The organism is Planktomarina temperata RCA23 (assembly GCF_000738435.1).
In the GTDB taxonomy this organism is placed as follows: Bacteria; Pseudomonadota; Alphaproteobacteria; order Rhodobacterales; family Rhodobacteraceae; genus Planktomarina; species Planktomarina temperata.
The window spans coordinates 2,655,827-2,677,714 of sequence record NZ_CP003984.1; the positions used below are offsets into that span (position 1 = coordinate 2,655,827).

Consider the following 21,888-nt stretch of genomic DNA (forward strand, 5'->3'; position numbering starts at 1 on the left):
CTGGCACGTCTTCTGGCTTGCAAAAAAATTCCGAAACGGCCATATGGCCTCTGCGACCGTTACCGCATCTCGACCAACTGTTTTGCTTACAAGGCCACAGTCCTCGACATGAATTGACTGACGCCGACCTGCCGCAATACCGTGGGCAGTACTGTAAAATGGAGTAAACGGGATGGCTACTGGCACCGTAAAATGGTTTAACGCAGACAAAGGCTATGGCTTTATTGCACCGGACAATGGCGGCGAAGATGTGTTTGTTCACATTACAGCTGTACAACGCGCGGGTTTGGACGGTCTGAATGACAACCAAAAAGTAAGCTTTGAAGTTGAAACCGGCCGCAACGGCCGTGAAGCTGCGACTGACTTGCAAGCACAATAATATGATTTAGGGCCAATCTAAGCTGAGGATTTAATCCGCATCCCTTAGATTGGCCTTTTTCATGGCGCCCCTCATGCAAAGGGCAGCCTAAGCAGGGGCAATCCTGCCCCTCTTTTGGACTCTAGTCCCGCGGAATTTTCTGCAAAAGCGGCAAAAGCGCGCCCATATCGGGGCCATGCGACAGGCCCGTCAAGGCTTTGCGCAGCGGCATAAATAGAGCTTTGCCCTTGCGCCCGGTGGCCTCTTTGACCGCAGAGGTCCAAGCGCCCCAAGTGTCGGAGTCAAACGGGCCGGCCGGCAGCATCAATAGGGCCTGCGCTACAAACTCCTGATCTTCTGCATCAATCACCGCGGTGGCGCCATTTTGGATTAAATCCCACCAGCCGGCGAGATCATGGAGGGTGGATATATTGCCGCGCGTGACCTGCCAGAAAGCCTGGGCCATCTCTGCCGGCACGCCAATGGCCGCGACATCCGCGGCAACACCCTCGAGCTCAAGCCCTTGCAAATATTTCGCCGTCAGCGGCCCCAGATCCGCCTCGTCAAATTTCGTCGGAGCAGAGCCAAATTTCGTCAGCTCGAAACCCGCGACGATTTCCTCCATAGAGCCACGCAGCTCAACCGGATCAGACGATCCCAGACGCGCCAAATGGCTCAGCAGCGCCATAGGTTGCACGCCTGCCGCCCGCATGTCCCGCAGCGCCAACGACCCCAAACGCTTAGACAGGCCTTCCCCTTTGGGCCCAGTCAACAAAGAATGGTGGGCAAAATTGGGCACTGAGCCGCCAATGGCGCGGATCATCTGGATCTGTGTCGCGGTATTGGTCACATGGTCTGACCCACGCACCACATGGGTCACGCCCATATCCGTGTCATCGCAGATGGAGGCCAAAGTATAGAGCACCTGCCCATCACCGCGGATCAGCACCGGATCGCTCACCGAGGCGGCATCGATCGACAGATCGCCGAGAATTCCGTCATGCCATTCAATCCGCGATTGATCGAGTTTAAAACGCCAATGGCCCTTGCGTTCCGCACGCAGCGCCGTGCGCTCCGCCTCCGAAAGCGCCAGTCCCGAGCGGTCATACACCGGGGGCTTGCCCATATTCAGTTGCTTTTTACGCTTGAGATCCAATTCAACAGGCGTTTCAAAACATTCGTAAAAAAGTCCTTGGTCACGCAGTTGATCGGCCACTTCTGCATAGCGGTCAAACCGGGCGGATTGATGCTCGATGCGATCCCAATGCAGGCCCAGCCAGTCCAAATCGCGCTTTATCGCCTCGACATATTCGGCCTTGGAGCGCTCTGGATCCGTGTCATCGATCCGCAGAATAAACTCTCCGCCCGCCTGACGCGCGATAAGATAGTTAAACAGCGCCGTGCGCAGGTTGCCGATGTGAAGATAGCCCGTAGGCGAAGGGGCAAAACGTGTGGTTGTCATAGGGTTCTCCTGTTGCGCAGTCTTTACACATAGGGCGCGGGAGATGTCCAGATATGGCCGCGCGCCACTATGTGCTGTGATCGCGCCAGCGGTTGGCTATGGGATAGCGCCGATCCAACCAAAATGCCCGCGGCGATAGGCGCGTTCCTGGCGCAGATTGGAAGCGCTTATACTCGCTAATATAGATCAAATGCTCAATTTTCTTGACTGTTTCACGCTCAAAACCGGCCGCTATGCAATCGGCGACAGAGGCCTCATCGTCCACCAACATCTGCAAGATGCCATCGAGCACCGGATAGGGCGGCAGGCTGTCTTCGTCCTTTTGATCCGCGCGCAGCTCGGCGCTGGGGGCTTTGTCGATGATGCGCGGATCAATAACCACCCCCTCCGGTCCCATCATCCAATCACGATGATGCGCATTGCGCCAGCGGCAGATGTCAAACACCCGCGTCTTGTACAAATCCTTAATCGGATTATATCCGCCTGCCATATCGCCGTAGATCGTCGCATAGCCGACCGCGACTTCCGATTTATTGCCTGTGGTCAGCAGCATATGGCCGAATTTATTGGACAGGGACATGAGCAACAGGCCGCGCAGACGAGATTGGATATTCTCCTCCGTTAAATCCGCAGGCCGGCCGGCAAAAATCGGCGCCAAACTGTCGGTGATCGCCGCTTGTGGGCCGGTAATGGGCAGGGTTTGCAAAGGCGCGCCCAGCGCTTGCGCCACAGAGGCGGCATCCTGAAGCGATGCTTGGCTGGTAAACTCCGAGGGCAACATGACGCAATGCACATTTTGCGGCCCCAGCGCATCGGCGGCAATCGTGGCAACAATGGCCGAGTCAATTCCACCCGAAAGACCCAAGAGCGCTGATGAAAACCCTGTTTTGCGCATATAATCGCGCAGGGACAACACCATTGCACGGTAGTCTTGCTCAAAAGCATCCGGCCAATGGGCCAAGGTGCCTGCCGCGGCCTGCCAGCCTTGATCGGTCAGCTCAAAATCCACATGCGCAAGGCAATTTTCAAACATTGGCAAAGACAGGGCCAAAGCACCACCGGGATTGAGTACGAATGATCCGCCATCAAAAACCTGATCATCCTGGCCACCAACCATATTCACATAGACCAATGGCAGCCCCGTTTCGACCACCCGCGCAACCATATGGGCCATGCGCACGTCCATTTTGCCGCGCGCATAGGGCGAGCCATTGGGGACAAAAAGCACTTCCGCGCCAGACTCGGCCAAAGCCTCCGGCACATCTGCATGCCACGCATCTTCGCAAATCGGCGTGCCAATCCGCAGGGTACCCACAAGATACGGCCCTGAAATATCAGCCGATTGATAGAGGCGTTTTTCGTCGAACACGTCATCATTCGGCAAAATATGCTTTTTGATCACAGTTTGGATCTGCCCACCGGCCAGAACATAATAGGCATTATAAAGACCGCTCTCATCGCGAAACGGCCCACCAATCCCCATGGCTGGCCCCTCAGCACAGGATTGGGCCAGGGTCTGAATTTGCGCCATCGCATCACGGGTGAACGCAGGTTTGAGCACCAAATCTTGCACCTGATAGCCCGTGACAAACATCTCTGGCAACATAACCATATCAGCGCCCGCGACTTTGGCCGCTGTCCAAGCCTCAAGCGCTTGCGCCGCATTGCCAGCAAGATCACCCACAGTTGCGTTGAGCTGCGCCATGGTTAACCGAAATTTCTGTGTCATCTGCTTGCTCAATCCTGTCAAACCCCCGCCTTATCTATCAGACATCCGCCGAAGCAAAAGCCCAATTGAATGGGAAATGTGGAAAGACATTGCCCTCACGGGTGAGGTTTACTAGTCTGCGATGGATAAAAATAGAGTCACCCCGACGCCGAGCCATTGTCTAAGAGGTTAAAACTTCAATGAATAAGAAGATCTCACATCTCCTATTGGTCACAACGGCCCTGCTATGGAGCAGCCTGGCCCAGGCGCAAACCGCCACGATCCAGTCGAAACAATATGAAGACGGTGGATATTATGAGGGCACCTTCAAAAACGGTCGCCAACACGGGCAAGGCACCTACAGCCTACCGTCGGGCTATACATACACCGGCAATTGGGAAAATGGCGAAATTTCTGGTCAGGGTGAGGCAACCTTTCCTGATGGATCGGTCTACACGGGAGCGTTTTCGAATGGGAAACCCCACGGAGAAGGCCGCATAAACTATGCCGATGGTGGCACTTATGAAGGCAGCTGGGTGGCTGGCAAAATCGACGGCCAAGGGGTGGCGGTTTATGCCAACGGGTTGCGTTATGAAGGGGAGTTTCGCGACACCAAACACCACGGCCAGGGCATTCTCACCTCTGACAGCGGATATCGCTATGACGGCAATTGGGTTGACGGCGAAAAACAGGGAAACGGCACCATTATCTATTCGGATGGGGCGGTATACCAAGGCTCTATTGAGGCGGGCGAGCGCTCTGGGGCTGGCATTTTGACCATGCCCGATGGGGTGACCTATGAAGGCAATTGGACAAACGGTAAAATCAACGGCGAGAGTACCCTCACCCATGCAAATGGCGATGTTTTTACTGGTATCTTGCAAGATGGTAAGCGCGAGGGGCGTGGTAAGGTCGTCTATGCCAATGGCGATCTTTACGAAGGTCAATTTCACAAAGACCGCCGCCATGGCAATGGCACCTTTCTGGCCGCCGATGGCTATCGTTACTCTGGCAGTTGGCAGAATGGCAAAATTTCAGGACGCGGCGAGGTGCGCTACCCGGATGGGTCGATCTATCTTGGCGCCTTTGTGGATGATCTGCCTGAGGGTGTGGGCAAAATTACCTATCCTGATGGTTCGACCTATGAGGGCAATTGGAAAGCCGGAGTCATTGAAGGGGCCGGAAAAGCGACCTACCCCAATGGCCTCGTCTATGAAGGCAGTTTTAAAAATGCGCAAAATCACGGCTATGGCATTATGACCTTTGCCGACAGTTACCGCTACGAAGGCAACTGGAAAGATGGAAAGCGCCACGGCGCCGGGCAAGCGCGATACCGTGACGGTACAACATATGTCGGCGGGTTTGTCGAAGGGCAGCGCTCGGGTGAAGGCTACATCAAAATGACCGATGGCTTTAGCTACACGGGCGAATGGCTCGACGGCGAAATCCACGGCAAGGGGACAGCCACCTATGCCAATGGGGATGTCTACACAGGCAGCTTTGTAGACGGGCGCCGTCAGGGCAAGGGCACAATGCGCTATGCCACCGGAGGGGTTGCCAGCGGCACTTGGGAAAACGGGGTTTTGCAACCGGCCGAGGATGCGGCACCTGCGCCCGAGGACGCGGCCAGCCCCTCCGAATGACGCCCAGAGCCCTTCACCACGGCACAACACGTCCGTTTTGATCGAAAAATTGTCCGGTCTCATGCGCCCCGCGCGCTTCAATCACCTCATGTAATCTAGCGGCCGCCTCTGGCGCAGGCCGCGCGTCATATTTTGCGGAAAAGGGCCGTGTTAAAGGCGTGTCGACGGTGCCAGGATGCAGCGCAAAACAGGACAGCTGCGGATGACTGCGGGCCAATTCAATCGCAGAGGTGCGCACAATTTGATTAAGGGCAGCCTTGGCCGCCCGATAGGAAATCCAGCCCCCCAGCCGGTTGTCACCAATCGATCCCACCCGCGCTGAGAGGACCGCAACCCTGGCTTGACGATCACGCGGCAGCAAAGGGCCAATCTGACCCAGAATGAGCGCTGGCCCAATGGCGTTAACCTGCATCTGTGCCGCCATAGTTTGCGCCGTCACAGCCTTAATGGTCTTTTCAGGCCCAACCCCGTCCAGCGTTAGTGCTCCGGTGGCCATGACAATCGTATCAAAGGGGCCTTTGAGCGTCGCTAAGGCGGGGGCGATACTGCGCTCTTGCGTTAAGTCCAATCCCTGCTCCGTGCGAGACAGGCCCGCGCACTGCCACCCCTGGCTGCGGTAGGTCTCTGCCAGGGCCGTTCCAATAGCGCCCGAGGCACCGATGATCAAAATCCGTTTCATAGCCTCGAGGTAGGGCGCATCATCCGCATGGCCACCCAATCGCCAGTTTTTGCCACAAATTGCTTGCGCGCACCGGGTTTTGTCATATTTTTTCACTTCCCATTTGCAAAATCACAGGTATACCTAGACCCATGGAACATTTGACTGAGCAACTTCTCCTTCTAACACTTAGCCTAGGCTGAGCGTGCTTTTCGGCGCGGGACGCTCACCTAAGCCCAGCGCCGAACCCTTCCAAAATCCTAGCAGAAGAACAGTCCTATGACCCAAGATCGTGTATATATTTTCGACACCACTTTGCGTGACGGTGAACAAAGCCCCGGCGCAACCATGACCCATTCCGAAAAGCTTGAATTGGCCGAAATGCTTGACGATATGGGCGTTGATATCATTGAAGCTGGATTCCCAATCGCCTCGGAAGGCGATTTCAAGGCCGTCAGCGAGATTGCCAAACGCAGCACAAACGCCATGATCTGCGGCCTTGCCCGTGCCAATTTCAAGGATATTGATCGCTGTGCCGAAGCCGTGCGCCATGCGGCCCAACCCCGCATTCATACATTCATTGGCACATCGCCCTTGCACCGTGCCATTCCCAACCTGACCCAAGATGAAATGGCCGAGCGCATTCACGAAACGGTCACACATGCCCGCAACCTTTGCGACAATGTGCAGTGGTCGCCAATGGATGCCACCCGCACAGAATATGACTACCTCTGCCGCACCATTGAAATCGCCATCAAGGCCGGCGCAAGCACCATCAACATTCCCGACACGGTCGGCTATACGGCGCCGCGCGAAAGTGCCGAGCTGATCGGGCGTTTAATTAAAGACGTGCCCGGCGCTACAGAGGTGATTTTCGCCACGCATTGCCACAATGATCTTGGCATGGCCACCGCCAATTCCTTGGCCGCCGTCGATGCCGGCGCACGTCAAATTGAGTGCACAATCAATGGCTTGGGAGAGCGCGCTGGCAACACGGCACTGGAAGAGGTCGTAATGGCGATGAAAGTGCGCAACGACATCATGCCCTACCGCACACAGATCGACAGCACAAAAATAATGGCCATTAGCCGCCGCGTGGCCACGGTGTCCGGCTTTGCGGTGCAGTTTAACAAAGCCATCGTCGGTAAAAATGCCTTTGCTCATGAAAGCGGAATTCACCAGGACGGAATGCTGAAAAATGCCGAGACCTTTGAGATTATGCGTCCCGAAGATGTAGGATTGAGCGAAACCAACCTGGTCATGGGCAAACACTCCGGCCGCGCCGCATTGCGCTCCAAGCTCAAAGATTTGGGCATTGATTTGGCAGACAATCAATTGAACGACGTCTTTGTGCGCTTCAAAGATCTGGCGGATCGCAAAAAGGAAGTGTTTGACGAAGATCTTCTTGCTTTGGTTCGGGCAGATACAGCCGACGAGCAATCCGATCACCTCAACCTGAAATCTTTACGCGTGGTCTGCGGTACGCAAGGCCCACAGGAGGCCAGCTTGGAGTTGTCCATTGATGGGGTTGTGCGCAGCGTTACCGCCACAGGTGACGGTCCAGTGGATGCGACTTTTAACGCGGTCAAAGAGCTCTACCCACATGCGGCGCGCTTGCAGCTTTATCAAGTGAATGCGGTGACCGAAGGCACCGATGCCCAGGCCACCGTCAGCGTCCGGATGGAGGAAGACGGCAAGATCGCAACCGGACAATCGGCAGATACCGATACGGTGGTGGCCTCAGCCAAAGCCTATATCAACGCCTTAAACCGCTTGATCGTTCGGCGCGAAAAATCTGCGCCCGGGGAGGACTTAAAATCGGTTTCATACAAAGATGCCGGCTGATCCCCGCCCATTTCTCTAAATTGATGGCTTTTAGGGTGAAAACCACCCTACAAGGCCTTGGAAAGGCGATGCCTAAACCTTATAGATGGGGAACTTCTAGGCCTGAGTTGGCTTAGGTTCATACCTATGGGGCGTTGCGGATGTTTGGACTTGGTGGTCTCTTTTCTTCAGATATGGCGATTGATTTGGGCACAGCCAATACCCTGGTCTACGTGCGCGGCAAGGGAATCGTTTTAAATGAACCCTCCGTGGTGGCCTATCAAGTCAAAGATGGTCAGAAAAAAGCGCTGGCCTTTGGCGAAGATGCCAAGCTCATGCTGGGCCGCACACCCGGCTCCATTCAAGCCATTCGCCCAATGCGCGACGGGGTCATTGCTGATTTTGACGTGGCCGAAGAAATGATCAAGCATTTCATCCGCAAGGTTCACAAGCGCACCACCTTTTCCAAGCCCAAAATCATCGTCTGCGTACCCCATGGTGCCACTCCGGTGGAAAAACGCGCCATTCGTCAATCCGTCCTTTCAGCGGGCGCGCGCCGGGCCGGTTTGATCGCAGAGCCGATTGCCGCAGCGATTGGGGCCGGCATGCCCATCACGGATCCCACAGGCTCTATGGTCGTAGATATCGGCGGCGGGACAACAGAGGTGGCGGTGTTGTCCTTGGCAGATATCGTCTATGCCCGCTCGGCGCGCGTCGGTGGCGACCGGATGGATGAGGCCATTATCAGCTATCTTCGGCGCCAGCATAACCTTTTGGTCGGGGAGGCGACAGCCGAGCGCATTAAAACCACAATCGGAACCGCGCGCATGCCCGATGACGGGCGCGGTGCTGCCATGGCTATTCGCGGGCGTGACCTGCTCAATGGCGTGCCCAAAGAAACCGAAATCAGCCAAGCACAAGTGGCCGAGGCCCTCGCCGAACCGGTCCAACAGATTTGCGAGGCCGTCATGACCGCGTTGGAGGCCACTCCGCCCGATTTGGCCGCAGATATCGTGGACCGCGGCGTTATGTTGACCGGCGGCGGCGCTTTGCTGGGCGAATTGGACCTCGCGCTGCGCGAACAGACCGGCCTGGCTGTCTCGGTTGCAGAAGAAAGCCTCAACTGCGTGGCGCTTGGCACGGGCAAGGCTTTGGAATATGAAAAACAGCTCACCCATGTTATTGACTACGACAGTTAAACGTTAACCGCTCAACCCTTAGGGGAGCTTATGGCACGGGATCGTAACACGCCAGATCGCTATTCAACGGCCATTGGTCGGCTGATGCTGGGCGCTTTGGTCGTTATGCTGCTTGGGCTCTTCTTGCTGTGGCGCATTGACAGCCCGCGGGTCGAGCGGCTGCGTATGGAAATTACCGATCGCGTTATTCCCAATTTTTCCGCCATCACGGCCCCGGTGACCGCCGCGGTCAACATCTTGCGCTCAGCCCGTAGTTACACGCGGATCTATCAGCAAAACCAAGAGCTGCGGCGCGAATTACAGCAGATGAAGGCCTGGAAAGAAGCGGCGCTCCAACGTGAACAGGAAAACGCACGGCTGCTTGATTTGAACAATGTGCGGCTCGATCCAAAATTCACAAAAATCACCGGTGTGGTTCTGGCAGACAGCGGCAGCCCCTTCCGCCAAACGGTGTTGCTCAATGTCGGGCGACGCGATGGGATCGTGGATGGATGGGCGGCCATTGATGGCATCGGCCTGGTGGGCCGTATCGCGGGCGTCGGGGAGCGCACCTCACGGGTGATCTTGCTCACAGACACTTCGAGCCGGATCGCGGTCTCAATCGAATCCAACGGGCAGCGCGCTATGATTGTTGGCGACAACACCAGCCGTCCGCCCTTGGAATTCTTGGAGGCCCCCGAAACCGTCCGCCCGGGGGATCGTGTCGTGACCTCTGGAGATGGCGGGGTGTTTCCATCAGGCCTCTTTGTCGGCCAGGTCACTCAAACCCAATCGGGACGGCTGCGCGTGCGATTGGCCGCCGATATGCAAAGGCTCGAATTTCTGCGCGTGGTGCGCCACCAACCACGTGAGCCCATCCCAACCGCCGGTGATCTGGTCGGGGTACCGCTCTCTGAGCCGCGGGGGGCGCCATGACGCAAGATCCCCCTCTGCGCGTCTTGCGCCTGCAACTGACCTATCTTGCGATAGTTGCGCTGGTGGTTTTGTTGCAAACCCTCCCGCTGCAAAGCCTGCCCTATCCCTTTGCCCCAGCAGATGTGCCGCTCGCCATCACCTTTGCCTGGATCATGCGGCGCCCCGATGTCATGAGCCCAATCCTCATCACACTGGCCTTTTTATTTGCAGACGCCATTCTTCAACGGCCGCCTGGCCTATGGACATTGATCGTGCTCTGCGCCTCCATTTTCTTGCGCATGCGGACCCGTGGTCGGAAGGAAATGCTGTTTCTTTATGAATGGTTCATTGTCTCCTGGGTGATTGGGGTGAGCTTTTTGGTGCATTATTTCGCCTTAATGTTCTCATTTCTGCCAGTTCCAGATGTGCAACAATATGTCGTCCAAGTGACGCTGAGCATCTTGATCTACCCGATCTGCAAATGGCTCTTCCGCGCCATGTTGAGCTTTGCCCTGACGCAAACATTGCATCCCAGCGCGTCGAGGGCCGCAAAATGAAATACAATCCCAATGACATCATCAACGCGGCCCAAAAACTCTCACGGCGCGCCCTTCTTGTCGGCGCCTTGCAGCTTGGCGTCGTGACCGCCCTGGGTGCCCGTATGCGGTTTCTACAGGTTAAAGAAGCCGAAAAATTCCGGCTTTTGGCAGAAGAAAATCGCATCAATATGCGACTCTTGCCGCCGGCGCGCGGCATCATGTTTGACCGAGATGGGCGGCCGGTTGCCGCCAATGTACCAAACTATCGGATCTTGCTGGTCCGTGAAGAAACTGAAGATGTCGAACAGGTTTTAACACAATTGCAAAAGCTCATTGCAATCAACCCGAATGATCTGGAAAAAGCCCGCAGAGAATTATCCCGCCGCAGCGCCTTTGTACCGGTGACCGTAACCGAGAATCTCTCTTGGAGTGATTTCGCCCGCGTGGCGGCCAATGCCCCAGCACTCCCGGGGCTCTTAACTGATGTCGGCCTGTCCCGCATTTATCCCCAAAAAGAAAATTTGGCCCATGTGGTCGGCTATGTCGGCCCGGTGAGTGAGCATTATCTGTCCCGCACAAAGGACCCTGATCCGCTCTTGCAAATCCCCAGGTTTCAGGTCGGCAAGACCGGAGTTGAGGCGCAGATGGAGCACGGCCTGCGCGGCTCTGCTGGACACCAACGAATTGAGGTCAATGCAGTCGGACGGGTGATGCGCGAATTGGAACGCACCGAAGGGCAGCCAGGCGCCACAGTTAAGCTCACCATCGACAGTAAAATCCAAAACTTTGCTTTGGCGCGGATGGATGGCTTGTCCGCCTCTGCGGTGGTGATTGATTGCGCAACCGGAGATCTCTTGGCCGTGGCGTCGAGTCCAAGCTTTGATCCAAATCTCTTTGTTCGCGGCATATCAAGCAAAAATTATGATGCCCTGCGCGATGATATTTTTGGCCCGCTCAGGGCCAAAGCGGTGCAAGGCACCTATGCGCCCGCCTCAACCTTTAAAATGATCACAGCCCTCGCAGCGCTGGAAGATGGGGTGTTGAGTCCGGATGATACGGTTTTTTGCCCCGGGCATTTTGAGATTTCCAACAATCGTTTTCATTGCTGGAAACGGCAAGGTCACGGCGCTTTGAACGTAGAAGACAGTATCGCGCAGAGCTGCGACGTGTTTTTCTATTCCATCAGCCAAAAAGTTGGTATCGACAAAATTTCCGCCATGGCGCGCCGGTTTGGCTTGGGTGAATATCACGATCTGCCGCTCAGTGCCATCAGCCGCGGCGTGGCGCCAACGCGGGCTTGGAAACAAAAATCTTTCGATAAAGCCTGGCTGATCGGCGATACGGTCAATGCCTCAATCGGGCAAGGCTATGTATTGGCCTCGCCGCTGCAATTGGCAATCATGGCGGCACGATTGGGAACGGGGCGGGCCGTTCAACCCAGATTGCTGCAATCCATCGATGACACGGCAATGCCCTTGGGGACCGGCGCTCCTTTGGATGTGGATCCTGCGCATTTAAAAGTGGTGCAACGGGCAATGTTTGCGGTCACTAACACCAAAAAGGGCACAGCCTATAGCAAGCGCATTGTCAGCCCCGACCTCCAAATGGCTGGCAAGACCGGCACAGCCCAGGTGCGGCGCATCACGGCAGAGGAGCGGCTGACCGGGGTGATCAGCAATGAAGATCTGCCCTGGGAAAAACGCGATCATGCGCTCTTTGTCAACTATGCCCCCCATGACAATCCCAAAGTTGCCGTTGCGGTTGTGGTGGAACACGGAGGTGGCGGCAGCTCCACAGCCGCCCCAATCGCTCGGGACATCACACTGTTTGCCTTGACCGGACAAATGCCCGAGCTGAGCCACTACCCGTCGGGCGTCAAAGCGCAGATCAAAGAAGAGCAAGAGGAGTTGGCGCCAAAACTTTTCGATTGGAGCACGCTGGAGCGAAAAGGACAGGTGCAAACATGAGCTATCTTGAGCACAATCTGGCCGCAGTGCCCGTCGGTTTTCGCAAAATCCTGGCGCTCAATTGGCTAATTTTGATCTTACTCACCGCAATTTCTGGCGTGGGGTTTATCATGCTCTACTCGGTTGCTGGCGGTCAAATTGACCGCTGGGCCCAACCTCAGATGCTGCGTTTTTTCTTGGGCATGACCGGGCTTTTTGTGGTGGCTATGGTGCCGATTTGGTTTTGGCGCAACATGTCTTTCCCCGCCTATTGCCTGGCGATCCTATTGCTCATCGCTGTAGAATTCGTCGGCACAACGGGCATGGGGGCCCAAAGATGGATCGATCTTGGCTTTATCCGCCTGCAACCCTCCGAGGTGATGAAAATCGCTCTGATGCTGGTGCTGGCCGCCTATTACGATTGGTTGCCCCGCGAACAGATTTCGCGCCCATTTTGGGTCTTGCTGCCAGCGCTGTTGATTTTAATCCCGGTGTTCTTAGTTCTCAGACAACCCGATCTTGGCACCTCATTGCTGTTGATCATGGGCGGCGGCGCGATCATGTTTTTGGCCGGGGTGCATTGGGCCTATTTCGCAACGATCATTGGCAGTGGCATTGGCCTTGTTGTGGCCGTATTTCAAACCCGCGGCACAGGGTGGCAATTGCTCAAAGACTATCAATACAGCCGGATTGACACGTTCCTCAATCCAGATCGGGACCCATTGGGCGCAGGCTATCATATCACCCAGGCGAAAATCGCTCTCGGCTCAGGAGGTTGGACGGGGCGCGGCTTGATGCAGGGTACCCAATCGCGGCTCAACTTTTTGCCCGAAAAACACACGGATTTCATCTTTACCACCCTATCCGAAGAATTCGGGTTCATCGGTTCCATCTCGCTTTTGGGTCTCTACACTTTGGTGGTTCTGGCCTGCATTGCCTCGGCCCTGAGCAATAAGGACCGCTTCTCGGCCCTTTTGACCCTCGGCATTGGCATTACCTTCTTCTTGTTCTTTGCGGTGAATATAGCCATGGTCATGGGGCTGGCGCCCGTTGTCGGTGTGCCCTTACCGTTGGTGAGCTATGGCGGCTCTGCTATGCTTATTTTGCTGCTCGGCTTTGGCTTGATGCAAAGCGCCCATGTTCACCGTCCAAGGCCAAAATTCAAATGATAAATGTCCTATTCGCCGCCCGCCCAGAGCAGTTTGAACTCTATGAAGCGCCACTGCTCCAGGGTCTGGCGCAGCGGGGGATCCATGCAAATGTGACAACAGACTGTCCGCCAGCCGATGTAGATTATGTGGTTTACGCACCCAGCAGCACGCTACAAGATTTCACCCCCTATACCCGCTGCAAAGCGGTGCTGAGCCTCTGGGCGGGCGTGGAGAAAATTGTTGGCAATGCCAGCCTGACGCAGCCCCTATGCCGCATGGTCGACAGCGGCCTGCGCGATGGCATGGTGGAATGGGTCGTGGGCCATACGCTGCGGTACCATCTGGGGATGGACCAGCATATCGTCAATCCAGATCATATTTGGCGCGAAAGCCACCCGCCCCTGGCACAGGATCGCCCGGTCACCATTCTGGGCTTGGGCGCCTTGGGCCAGGCCTGTGCTGCCGCATTAACCGCACTTAATTTTCCCGTGAGCGGCTGGTCTCGCGGGCCAAAGCAAATAGACGGTCTGACCTGCCACCATGGCCCGGATGGGCTCAAACCCGCGTTGCAGAACGCGGAAATTCTGATTTTGCTTTTGCCAGATACCCCAGAGACCGAACATGTGATCAACGCCCAAACCCTCACACAGATGCCGCGTGGCTCTACGATCATAAACCCCGGTCGCGGGCCGTTGATTGAGGACAAAGCCCTCTTGGCAGCACTTAAGGAAGGGCAGATTTCAGCGGCTTGTTTGGATGTATTTCGCGTGGAACCTTTGCCGCAAGATCATCCCTATTGGCACCTCCCAAATGTCACGGTCACACCGCATATCGCCTCCGGCACCCGCCCGACCACAGCCGCTGAAGTCTTGGTGGAAAACATTGCACGCGGAGAAACAGGCGCCCCGTTTGTGCATTTGGTCGACCGCACAGCCGGCTATTGAGCCGCCTCATTATCGCAAGATTGGTGGTTGACCAGGCGTGCTGCCCGGCGCGGGGCGTTCGGGCGCAGCTTCGGGTATTGGCAAATCAAAGCGCAAGCCGGTTTTCACAAAGCGCGCGACCATCGGATGATCCGGCAAGAGATAAGACACATCCCAAGGCGCCCCATCCAATTGGGAAAATTGTAAGTATTCTTGTATCAATTTCGCCAAGTCAGCCTGGGCTGCGGGAAATTCTCCTACAAAGCAAATGAGGGGATTTTGCACCCCAGCCCCATCGCGGGCTTGCACCAAACAGGCAAATTCCGCCAAGCCCTGGGCGGCAGTAAGTTTGGCCGAAAGCGCCTCAAGCGCCTTGGGCGGCAGTGCAGGCGGCGGGCCGATTTCGGCAATCTGCTGGGCCATTTCATCGGGCCGTTCATCCAAAGAACGCGCCAGCCAATCGAGCGTCGTGCGTTCAAACACATATCCAATAGCCGAAGACCCAGGATTGAGCGCGATACCGCTGTCCTGCCCGACCAACATTTGCACCAATGCCCGGCCGGACACTGAAAGGTAATCGGCAGAGCCACCCACCGCCTCAGCCAGACGCAATTCCGTATCAAAGATCGCGACATAGCTTTGCCCGTCCCGTTCGACGGTTTTGGGCGTTACATTTTCATCGGATGCTTCGGCCTCGAGCGCCAAAAACACCTCTGCATCACAGAGGCGTTCCAGCACCGCGGAAAAGCGCGCGGGATCTTCCGGCGCGGCTTGGAGCATGACAATCGTGCGTTCAAGCGGGGTCATAGGCCATCTTTCTGATCTGGCCAATCCGCGCCTGGAGCGCCGCAATGAGCTCAGTTTCAAACCAAGGGTTACGTTTGATCCATGCAGTATTACGCCATGAGGGATGCGGCAACACAAAGCTGTTCTCACCATAGGCGCGCCAATTGCGCAACCGGTCACTTACCCGCAGCCCGTCGCGCAAATGCCAGGCCTGCGCATAGCTGCCGATCAGCAAGGTCAGGGAAATTTGCGGCAGTGCCTTCAAGGCCCGGTCACGCCAAGTTTTGGCGCAGATGGCCGGCGGCGCAAGGTCGTGACCGGCGGCATTATAACCCGGAAAACAAAACGCCATGGGCAGGATGGCGCAGAGGTTTTGATCAAAAAACTCCGCGTCACTCAGGCCCATCCACTGACGTAAGCGCTGACCCGAGCGGTCATCGAATGGTCGACCGGAGTGATGAACCCGCAGCCCAGGCGCTTGACCGGCGATCAATATTTTCGCCTCTGGCGCCGCCCAGACCACCGGCCGAGGCTCATGCGCCAAAACCCCTTGGGAAAACCGGGTTTCACACAGGCGGCACTGCGCAATTTGCGAAAAAACTTCTCCATTGTAGTTGCTGGCCCGCATCGGGTAAACTATCTCCAATCACACGCAATCAGTGGAGCGCTCATTAATGTACCGTGTCTGGAATTTTATCGCAAACTATTCAATCTTATTAATTTCCGGAGCTCTCATCGCGCTGATTTGGGCGAATATAAATCCAAGCAGCTATCATCATTTTGTAGAGTTTCCACTTTGGTTCAATGATCATGTAGGCCTAGACTATAGCTATTGGGCCAAGAGCTTTGGCACAGGCTATGCAGAATTTGGCGGCGCTGGCAGTCTCAAAGTTTTGAGCCTGCACTATCTGGTGAATGATATGCTCATGGCGTTCTTTTTTGCCATTGCCGCAAAGGAAGTTTGGGAAGCTGTCATCCTAAAGAATGGCTCATTGCGCGGGAAAAAAGCGGCAACACCCCTCTTCGCCACCTTAGGCGGCATGTTGGGGCCGGTCTCGGTCTACCTCGTGTTGGCAGCCTTTATGGGATCAGATACCTATGATGCCGTGGCCAATGGCTGGGCCATCCCGACGGCAACAGACATCGCTTTTTCCTACTTGGTGGGGCGGTTGGTCTTTGGTGCAGGACACCCGGCGGTGCGCTTTTTGCTCCTTCTGGCCATCGCTGATGATGCCGCTGGGCTGATAATTTTGGCGGTATTTTATCCGCAAGGAGATCTGGCTCCGATTTGGCTCATGCTTTCAGTTGGCGCGGCTGTGGCGGTTTATCTGCTGTTTAACGTATTGCCGCGCCGTTTGGATATAGGCAAGCAACTGCGGCCCGCCTCGACCTGGGTGCGCAACACGCTCAGCTTTTGGCCCTATCTATTGGCAGCTGGCCTGTCTTGGTATGGCTTTATGCGCGCGGGCTTGCATCCCTCTCTTGGTCTCTTGCCCATCGTTCCGGCTATCCCTCATGCAGACCGCGCCTTCGGTATTTTCTCCGAAGCCGAGCAATACCTGACAGACCTTTTAAACCACTGCGAACATCTGCTGAAACACCCGGTTGAAGTGGTGCTGTTCTTTTTCGGGCTGCTGAATGCCGGTGTTGAATTTGGCGCCATGGGGGCGGCGACATGGTTGGTTTTGGCCGGTCTGTTGATTGGAAAACCGTTCGGTGTATTGCTCTTTGGTTGGCTGGGTGCGCGGGTGTTCCGTCTGGGTCTGCCCGATGGAATGCGGATCATCGATCTGTTTGTCATCGGCTGTATCGCGGCCATCGGCTTCACCGTGGCGCTGTTCATAGCGGTTGTGGCCTTCGAACCCGGACCCGTACAGGACGCCGCGAAAATGGGCGCGCTGTTTTCTTTTGCAGCAGCTGGCATTTCGCTGGTGGTCGGTAAGTTAACAAAAGTTGAGCGCAAAGACCTATAGGCGCGACCAAGATAGCCGGGCGTCCCAAAGCCAATTTGGCAGCTTTGGGGCGTCTGCGACAAAAGACGTTATGTTTATCAATTCACCTGATATACTCTTAAAAAATACATATTGATTCCTTCTTAATTTTATTGAGTTACGTTAATTTCACGAAAAAATTGGACAGAGCTGATGCTCGAATTCTCTAATGTAAGCAAATCTTTTTGGACTGGAACCCAACGCAAAGTCATTTTGGACAATGCGTCTTTCCGTGTGGAATTGGGCACATCCTTAGGAATTTTAGCCCCGAACGGCACTGGAAAAACCACGTTGATCAATATGATGGCGGGGCTGGAAAAGCCTGACGAAGGGCGCATTATTCGGGGCTGCAATATCTCCTTTCCTCTCGGCTTCATGGGCGGGACATCGCCGCGCCATACGGGAAAGGAAAATGCCCGCTATATCGCACGGCTCTACAGCCTTGATCCCGATTATATTGAGGCCTTCTGTCGCTGGCTGGTGGATATTGATGAATATTTCGACATGCCTATGGCGACCTATTCCTCTGGTATGAATTCCCGGTTCAACTTCGCCCTCATGCTGGCTTTGGAGTTTGACATGTATTTGATCGATGAGGGCATGCCCAGTTCGACAGATTTTGAATTCAACAAAAAAGCGGGTGATTTGTTGCAGGAACGGATCGATCGCACGACCATTGTGATCGTCAGTCACCAGCCAGAAACCCTAGAACAATTCGCAACCCAAGCTGCCGTTTTACGCGATGGGCAATTTATCCAGTTTGACACTTTGGAAGAGGCGAAACAGGTCTATGACTTCGAAACTCAGAGCTAAAAAATTCCGTGTTCCGCGCCCAGATGTTTTGGAAGCGGTCGATGCCTCGCTTGGAGTGACCGAGGGAAATCCCGAGCTCGCGAAGGCCGTCGCACCCGCGCCCCAACAACCTGCAATAAATGTTGCCAGCTTGGATGACCAAGTTGCTCAACCACTCAAGGCTCCGATCGGCAGCACCGATATTGACGAAATTCGCAAGGAGGGGCTGACCGGCCGTCAATTGCGCATGGCGCGACGCACCGCACAGCGCCATGATCTGCCTGCCACATCTGATTTTGACGCCGTGCGCCTTTTACGCCAAGCCGGGATTGACCCGTTCCAGCGGTCCAACCTGCTGGAGCTGGCGCCAAAAAACGATGGCAGCCCTCCACCTATGACCAAACCTGGCCGGGCCAGCCGGCCACAATTGCCCCAGCGCCGCGACGCATCAGACAACTTGCCCGCGCTGATCCCTGAGGATGACCCGGCTCTGCGCCGTGCCCGTGAGGTGGAGCGCATTCAACAGTCGATCATCCGGCGGCGCCAGAAGAAACTGGCCCTGCTGGGCCTGCGCCTGGCCTTTTTTGTCGGTCTGCCGACACTTCTGGCGGGCTGGTATTTTTATACGGCTGCCTCGCCGATGTATTCGACAAAATCTGCGTTTTTGATCCAACAAAATAGCGAGCAATCCTCAGGCGGGGGGGGATTGATGGGAATGATCTCTGGCGCGGGAGGATCCGGTTTGAGTGATGGCAGCTCCGTGCAAAGCTATCTCACCTCAATAGAAGCGATGATCCGCTTGGATGAAGATCACGATTTTATTGCCCATTTCAGTGACCCCGCCATTGACCCTTTGGCCCGTCTTAAAGCGGATGCCTCCAATGAGGAGGCCTTTAAAGTTTTCAAAAAATCGGTGAAAATCGGCTATGATCCGACCGAAGGTTTGGTGAATATGGAGGTGATTGCGGCCTCGCCTGACGCCAGCGTCGAATTTTCCAATGCGCTTATCGGCTATGCTGAAGAGCGCGTAAGCAATATCACACAGCGCCTGCGCGATGACCAAATGAAAGGCGCTATTGAAAGTTTTGAGGATGCCCAGATCGCCCGCAATGAAGCGCTGGATCGCCTGGTCACTTTGCAGCAAGAGTTATCGGTGATTGATTCAAAAACCGCCGTTGCCTCTATACAGCAGCAAATCATGAGTCTGGAACAAGAGGTCGATCAGATGGAGAAATCCTTGGCTATCCATATGGAGAATGCCCGGCCGAACACCTCAAAGGTCAATGCTTTGAAGACCTCCATTCGAATCAACAAAGATCTTATCGAAGCCAAGCGAGCCGAATTGACGCAAACCACCGGTGGCGCAGATTCGATGGCCAGCAAAAACGCACGGATGATCGTTGCAGAAGCCGATTATCAAACCCGCGAAATGATGGTGCAAGCTGCGGTACAAAGTGTTGAGGCCGCCCGCGTGGCGGCCGACCGGCAAGCGCGGTATTTGGCCACCTCTGTCGCCCCCGTAAGGCCTGAGGATCCCTCTTATCCGCGCAAGTTTGAAAACACCTTATTGTCTTTCCTTATTTTCGGAGGTGTTTACTTAATTATGTCACTCACCGCGTCCATCCTGCGCGAACAGGTCTGACCCTGGAGATATTTTAAAGCCATCTATGAAAAATCAACAACAATAGCCCTTCGGGCAATTTTTGCGATTTCAGGGCTTGAAACGTCCGCGCTTCCGGCGTATCCCCTGCCTCGCTGATGGGTCGTAGCATAATGGTAATGCACCTGTTTTTGGTACAGTAGAGTGCAGGTTCGAGTCCTGCCGACCCAGCCAGCTCTATCTCTTAGATCGTCAGGTGTAATTTCGGTTTCCAAAATGGCCGGAACAGCTCAATTTTCGGGCATTTATCCATGACAACTTGCATCCCAGCCTCTTCTGCCAGCTGGGCCGCCGCGTGATCCACCACGCCGATTTGCCCCCAAAGCACCTTTGCGCCGATCGCGATGGCCTCTTTTGTGACACCCATAAGATCTTCGGGACGACGAAACACTTCGACCATATCCACAGGACGATCTATGGCCGCAAGGCTCGGGTAGACTTTCAAGCCTCGGATGTCCTCAAGGCCCGGGCGCGGATTGACCGGGATCATGTCGTAGCCAGTTTCACTGAGTACCCGCAAAACCCCATAGCTAAATTTGGTTTTATCGGGGCTGGCGCCAACCATCGCGATGGTTTTGACCGATTTTAGAATCCCCTGCAAATAGGCATCTGAATAGGGTTGAGTATGGTCCATGGTCAGACCTCCTTTGGCACGGCAATATCAGCCTTGAGTTCGTGGGATTGCAACGGGTCCAGAAATGGGTTGCGATAGAGGCGGTCATGGCTTTCCACCCCAATTTCGAGCGTGATGTCAGACATGGGGCGTGCGACACATAAGATCACGTAACCTTGATTGATTTGCCGATTGTTCAGCGCCACTTGCCGGCGCTGGTCAACCTCTCCTGCGGTCAATTTTGCCGCGCAGGTGATGCAGCCGCCATATTTGCAGCCATAGGGCAAATCTACCCCCTGATCGCGCAGGCTGTCCAAGAGGGGACGGCGGGGGTCCACCTTATATTGCGCCCCATCTCGGTTTGATAAGGTCACGATCACAGCCAAATATCACTCGTGCAATCGCCGCCCGGATAGCGCGCTTCATGGCAACGGGAGGGACCATTGGGCTCCTGTCCAAAGTCGACAATAAAATCCTTATTTAACACCATTCCGCCATTTTCAGGATCGCAATCAATCTGCACCATCACACCACCCTGCTCGCGAATTTCAGGATAAAATTGATTGTCCCAGGTGCTGAACAGGCTGGTGGTGACATAGAGACGTCGGCCGTCGAGAGACAATTGGAACATCTGCGGTCCGCCAGCCATTTTCACCCCATTCACCTCCGGCGCCTTGCCCAATAAGCCGCCCATCCAGACCTGTCCCGTCAAAACCGGGTTATGCGGATCTGAGATATCATATTGGCGCATATCCCCATGCAACCAATTGTTGAGGTATAAATATTTGTCATCCATCGAGATTAAAATAGCCGACATTACCCCCGGCACCGGGATGGGCCATTCAGGATGCGGTTCATTGGCCACATCAATGATCTTTTCCCATTGCCATTCTCCAGCCTCATCGCGCCACCAATGGATTACATTTGAGCTGAGCGCCGCCCCACAAAACCCATGGGTGCTATCGGGGTCATGGTGGAATTTCACCTCCAAGGGCAACAACCCATCCTCGCCAAGATACATCGTTTCAATCGGGACTTTCTTCTCAAAATCCCAAAAATGGATTTCGCGGCCATATTTCAAATGCCCGACTTCTTCTAAATCAAACCCCGGCATAAAAGTATTGGGGGCGGCCCATTCGGAAGAGACCATCACATTGTGGCGTGGTTGATACCAAAAATCATATCCGAACTTGATATCGCCCATGGAATTCTCCCACCGCCCGACGATGTCAAAATCTTTGTTCAGATGGAGATAACCGCCTGGCGCTTCCCCTTTGGCATCGCCCAACATGGAAATAATGATTTCCGAGCCTAAACAATGCACCGTATGCGGTCCCGACAGATTGGTTTTTGACTTGATCTCAGCCCCGTCAATCACCTTGTGAAGACGCGGCGCGCGCGGGTCACTGGCCGTGTCAACCACATGGATGTTGTTCGAGCGCACCCCAGGCAGCAGCAAATACTTACGCGACATTGAGCCATCATCGAAACAGGACGAGCAGGCGTTCCACCCCATATGGTGCAACTCATCGCCGATGCCGGGCATCTCCAAGCGGTGGATCACCTGCGAATAGGTCGGACTGTCGGGATCAACATCCACCGTTGCCAAATAATCGGGTTTTTGAATGCCCGTGCCGGTGTAAATCGCAATAGTATAGAGCAGCTTTTCACGCGGCGCTTTGATCGCCTCCTGCGGGCTTGCGTAGCCCGGTCCACAACAGTCCTTCATGTTCACTGCTCC

At 55.2% G+C, this 21,888-nt stretch carries 20 protein-coding genes and 1 tRNA gene; 13 read left to right on the top strand and 8 right to left on the bottom strand.

The features are described from left to right. Positions 1 to 172: 172 nt before the first annotated feature. Positions 173 to 379: a cold-shock protein gene (locus RCA23_RS12795; protein WP_044050638.1), complete on the top strand. Its 207-nt coding sequence runs from the start codon at positions 173 to 175 to the stop codon at positions 377 to 379. Between the two features lie 121 nt (positions 380 to 500). On the opposite strand, the gene gltX is transcribed toward RCA23_RS12795, so the two are convergent. Both gltX and RCA23_RS12805 read right to left on the bottom strand, forming a co-directional pair. Next, complete coding sequence (gene gltX / locus RCA23_RS12800) at positions 501 to 1,820, bottom strand: glutamate--tRNA ligase (protein WP_044050639.1); 1,320 nt, start codon at positions 1,818 to 1,820, stop codon at positions 501 to 503. A 67-nt stretch (positions 1,821 to 1,887) separates the two neighbouring features. Beyond that, positions 1,888 to 3,549: an NAD+ synthase gene (locus RCA23_RS12805; RefSeq protein WP_044050640.1), complete on the bottom strand. Its 1,662-nt coding sequence runs from the start codon at positions 3,547 to 3,549 to the stop codon at positions 1,888 to 1,890. 179 nt (positions 3,550 to 3,728) lie between these two features. On the opposite strand from RCA23_RS12805, the gene RCA23_RS12810 reads away from it, so the two are divergent. Then, on the top strand, positions 3,729 to 5,171 hold the full coding sequence (locus RCA23_RS12810) for an MORN repeat-containing protein (protein WP_044050641.1): 1,443 nt from the start codon (positions 3,729 to 3,731) through the stop codon (positions 5,169 to 5,171). A 13-nt stretch (positions 5,172 to 5,184) separates the two neighbouring features. Here the strand turns inward: RCA23_RS12810 and RCA23_RS12815 are convergent, their stop codons facing one another. Continuing rightward, positions 5,185 to 5,946: an SDR family NAD(P)-dependent oxidoreductase gene (locus RCA23_RS12815; protein ID WP_347721362.1), complete on the bottom strand. Its 762-nt coding sequence runs from the start codon at positions 5,944 to 5,946 to the stop codon at positions 5,185 to 5,187. Positions 5,947 to 6,108: 162 nt separating this feature from the next. On the opposite strand from RCA23_RS12815, the gene RCA23_RS12820 reads away from it, so the two are divergent. The 7 genes from RCA23_RS12820 to RCA23_RS12850 all read left to right on the top strand — a co-directional run bounded on the left by RCA23_RS12820 (position 6,109) and on the right by RCA23_RS12850 (position 14,326). After that, entirely contained in the window at positions 6,109 to 7,674 is a 1,566-nt protein-coding gene (locus tag RCA23_RS12820) for a 2-isopropylmalate synthase (protein ID WP_044050642.1), read from the top strand. Positions 7,675 to 7,814: 140 nt separating this feature from the next. After that, positions 7,815 to 8,852, top strand: a complete 1,038-nt coding sequence (locus RCA23_RS12825) for a rod shape-determining protein (protein WP_044050643.1) — start codon at positions 7,815 to 7,817, stop codon at positions 8,850 to 8,852. Positions 8,853 to 8,882: 30 nt separating this feature from the next. Beyond that, entirely contained in the window at positions 8,883 to 9,767 is an 885-nt protein-coding gene (mreC, locus tag RCA23_RS12830) for a rod shape-determining protein MreC (RefSeq protein ID WP_044050644.1), read from the top strand. Then, complete coding sequence (locus RCA23_RS12835) at positions 9,764 to 10,303, top strand: hypothetical protein (protein WP_044050645.1); 540 nt, start codon at positions 9,764 to 9,766, stop codon at positions 10,301 to 10,303. The genes mreC and RCA23_RS12835 overlap by 4 nt, the downstream gene beginning before the upstream one ends. After that, positions 10,300 to 12,252: a penicillin-binding protein 2 gene (gene mrdA, locus RCA23_RS12840; RefSeq protein ID WP_052377182.1), complete on the top strand. Its 1,953-nt coding sequence runs from the start codon at positions 10,300 to 10,302 to the stop codon at positions 12,250 to 12,252. The genes RCA23_RS12835 and mrdA overlap by 4 nt, the downstream gene beginning before the upstream one ends. Further along, a complete protein-coding gene (gene rodA / locus RCA23_RS12845; RefSeq protein WP_044050646.1) occupies positions 12,249 to 13,400 on the top strand; it encodes a rod shape-determining protein RodA in 1,152 nt (383 codons plus the stop codon). The genes mrdA and rodA overlap by 4 nt, the downstream gene beginning before the upstream one ends. Next, on the top strand, positions 13,397 to 14,326 hold the full coding sequence (locus RCA23_RS12850; RefSeq protein WP_044050647.1) for a 2-hydroxyacid dehydrogenase: 930 nt from the start codon (positions 13,397 to 13,399) through the stop codon (positions 14,324 to 14,326). The genes rodA and RCA23_RS12850 overlap by 4 nt, the downstream gene beginning before the upstream one ends. A 9-nt stretch (positions 14,327 to 14,335) precedes the next feature. On the opposite strand, the gene RCA23_RS12855 is transcribed toward RCA23_RS12850, so the two are convergent. Together RCA23_RS12855 and RCA23_RS12860 are read right to left on the bottom strand one after the other, a co-directional pair. Then, positions 14,336 to 15,112: an SseB family protein gene (locus RCA23_RS12855; protein ID WP_044050648.1), complete on the bottom strand. Its 777-nt coding sequence runs from the start codon at positions 15,110 to 15,112 to the stop codon at positions 14,336 to 14,338. Continuing rightward, complete coding sequence (locus RCA23_RS12860) at positions 15,099 to 15,719, bottom strand: uracil-DNA glycosylase family protein (RefSeq protein ID WP_044050649.1); 621 nt, start codon at positions 15,717 to 15,719, stop codon at positions 15,099 to 15,101. The genes RCA23_RS12855 and RCA23_RS12860 overlap by 14 nt, the downstream gene beginning before the upstream one ends. 46 nt (positions 15,720 to 15,765) lie before the next feature. Here RCA23_RS12860 and RCA23_RS12865 point away from each other — a divergent pair, with 46 nt between their 5' ends. The 4 genes from RCA23_RS12865 (at position 15,766) to RCA23_RS12880 (ending at position 19,708) form a co-directional block, all read left to right on the top strand. Next, positions 15,766 to 17,064 (top strand): Na+/H+ antiporter NhaA, encoded by a 1,299-nt coding sequence (locus RCA23_RS12865; protein WP_044050650.1) that lies wholly within the window; start codon positions 15,766 to 15,768, stop codon positions 17,062 to 17,064. Positions 17,065 to 17,235: 171 nt separating this feature from the next. Further along, positions 17,236 to 17,895, top strand: coding sequence for an ABC transporter ATP-binding protein (locus tag RCA23_RS12870; protein WP_044050651.1), 660 nt, complete (start codon positions 17,236 to 17,238; stop codon positions 17,893 to 17,895). Next, positions 17,873 to 19,516: a KpsE/RkpR family capsule polysaccharide export protein gene (locus tag RCA23_RS12875; RefSeq protein ID WP_044050652.1), complete on the top strand. Its 1,644-nt coding sequence runs from the start codon at positions 17,873 to 17,875 to the stop codon at positions 19,514 to 19,516. The genes RCA23_RS12870 and RCA23_RS12875 overlap by 23 nt, the downstream gene beginning before the upstream one ends. Before the next feature lie 117 nt (positions 19,517 to 19,633). Next, positions 19,634 to 19,708 (top strand) — tRNA-Gln (locus tag RCA23_RS12880). Positions 19,709 to 19,718: 10 nt separating this feature from the next. On the opposite strand, the gene RCA23_RS12885 is transcribed toward RCA23_RS12880, so the two are convergent. Genes RCA23_RS12885 through RCA23_RS12895 form a run of 3 tightly spaced genes read right to left on the bottom strand, consistent with a single transcriptional unit; the run spans position 19,719 to position 21,876 of the window. Beyond that, positions 19,719 to 20,168, bottom strand: coding sequence for a CoA-binding protein (locus RCA23_RS12885; protein WP_044050653.1), 450 nt, complete (start codon positions 20,166 to 20,168; stop codon positions 19,719 to 19,721). Positions 20,169 to 20,170: 2 nt separating this feature from the next. Further along, positions 20,171 to 20,527, bottom strand: coding sequence for a 2Fe-2S iron-sulfur cluster-binding protein (locus tag RCA23_RS12890; RefSeq protein WP_044051572.1), 357 nt, complete (start codon positions 20,525 to 20,527; stop codon positions 20,171 to 20,173). Continuing rightward, entirely contained in the window at positions 20,524 to 21,876 is a 1,353-nt protein-coding gene (locus tag RCA23_RS12895; RefSeq protein WP_044050654.1) for a selenium-binding family protein, read from the bottom strand. The genes RCA23_RS12890 and RCA23_RS12895 overlap by 4 nt, the downstream gene beginning before the upstream one ends. Between the last annotated feature and the right edge of the window lie 12 nt (positions 21,877 to 21,888).

What these genes read in the sequence shown, in the direction of transcription:
- RCA23_RS12895 (WP_044050654.1), bottom strand. Translation starts at nt 21,876, where the DNA reads ATGAAGGACTGTTGTGGACCGGGCTACGCAAGCCCGCAGGAGGCGATC.
- RCA23_RS12805 (WP_044050640.1), bottom strand. Translation starts at nt 3,549, where the DNA reads ATGACACAGAAATTTCGGTTAACCATGGCGCAGCTCAACGCAACTGTG.
- gltX (WP_044050639.1), bottom strand. Translation starts at nt 1,820, where the DNA reads ATGACAACCACACGTTTTGCCCCTTCGCCTACGGGCTATCTTCACATC.
- mrdA (WP_052377182.1), top strand. Translation starts at nt 10,300, where the DNA reads ATGAAATACAATCCCAATGACATCATCAACGCGGCCCAAAAACTCTCA.
- rodA (WP_044050646.1), top strand. Translation starts at nt 12,249, where the DNA reads ATGAGCTATCTTGAGCACAATCTGGCCGCAGTGCCCGTCGGTTTTCGC.
- RCA23_RS12865 (WP_044050650.1), top strand. Translation starts at nt 15,766, where the DNA reads ATGTACCGTGTCTGGAATTTTATCGCAAACTATTCAATCTTATTAATT.
- RCA23_RS12875 (WP_044050652.1), top strand. Translation starts at nt 17,873, where the DNA reads ATGACTTCGAAACTCAGAGCTAAAAAATTCCGTGTTCCGCGCCCAGAT.
- RCA23_RS12795 (WP_044050638.1), top strand. Translation starts at nt 173, where the DNA reads ATGGCTACTGGCACCGTAAAATGGTTTAACGCAGACAAAGGCTATGGC.
- RCA23_RS12855 (WP_044050648.1), bottom strand. Translation starts at nt 15,112, where the DNA reads ATGACCCCGCTTGAACGCACGATTGTCATGCTCCAAGCCGCGCCGGAA.
- RCA23_RS12835 (WP_044050645.1), top strand. Translation starts at nt 9,764, where the DNA reads ATGACGCAAGATCCCCCTCTGCGCGTCTTGCGCCTGCAACTGACCTAT.
- RCA23_RS12870 (WP_044050651.1), top strand. Translation starts at nt 17,236, where the DNA reads ATGCTCGAATTCTCTAATGTAAGCAAATCTTTTTGGACTGGAACCCAA.
- RCA23_RS12820 (WP_044050642.1), top strand. Translation starts at nt 6,109, where the DNA reads ATGACCCAAGATCGTGTATATATTTTCGACACCACTTTGCGTGACGGT.
- RCA23_RS12860 (WP_044050649.1), bottom strand. Translation starts at nt 15,719, where the DNA reads ATGCGGGCCAGCAACTACAATGGAGAAGTTTTTTCGCAAATTGCGCAG.
- mreC (WP_044050644.1), top strand. Translation starts at nt 8,883, where the DNA reads ATGGCACGGGATCGTAACACGCCAGATCGCTATTCAACGGCCATTGGT.
- RCA23_RS12825 (WP_044050643.1), top strand. Translation starts at nt 7,815, where the DNA reads ATGTTTGGACTTGGTGGTCTCTTTTCTTCAGATATGGCGATTGATTTG.
- RCA23_RS12810 (WP_044050641.1), top strand. Translation starts at nt 3,729, where the DNA reads ATGAATAAGAAGATCTCACATCTCCTATTGGTCACAACGGCCCTGCTA.
- RCA23_RS12850 (WP_044050647.1), top strand. Translation starts at nt 13,397, where the DNA reads ATGATAAATGTCCTATTCGCCGCCCGCCCAGAGCAGTTTGAACTCTAT.
- RCA23_RS12885 (WP_044050653.1), bottom strand. Translation starts at nt 20,168, where the DNA reads ATGGACCATACTCAACCCTATTCAGATGCCTATTTGCAGGGGATTCTA.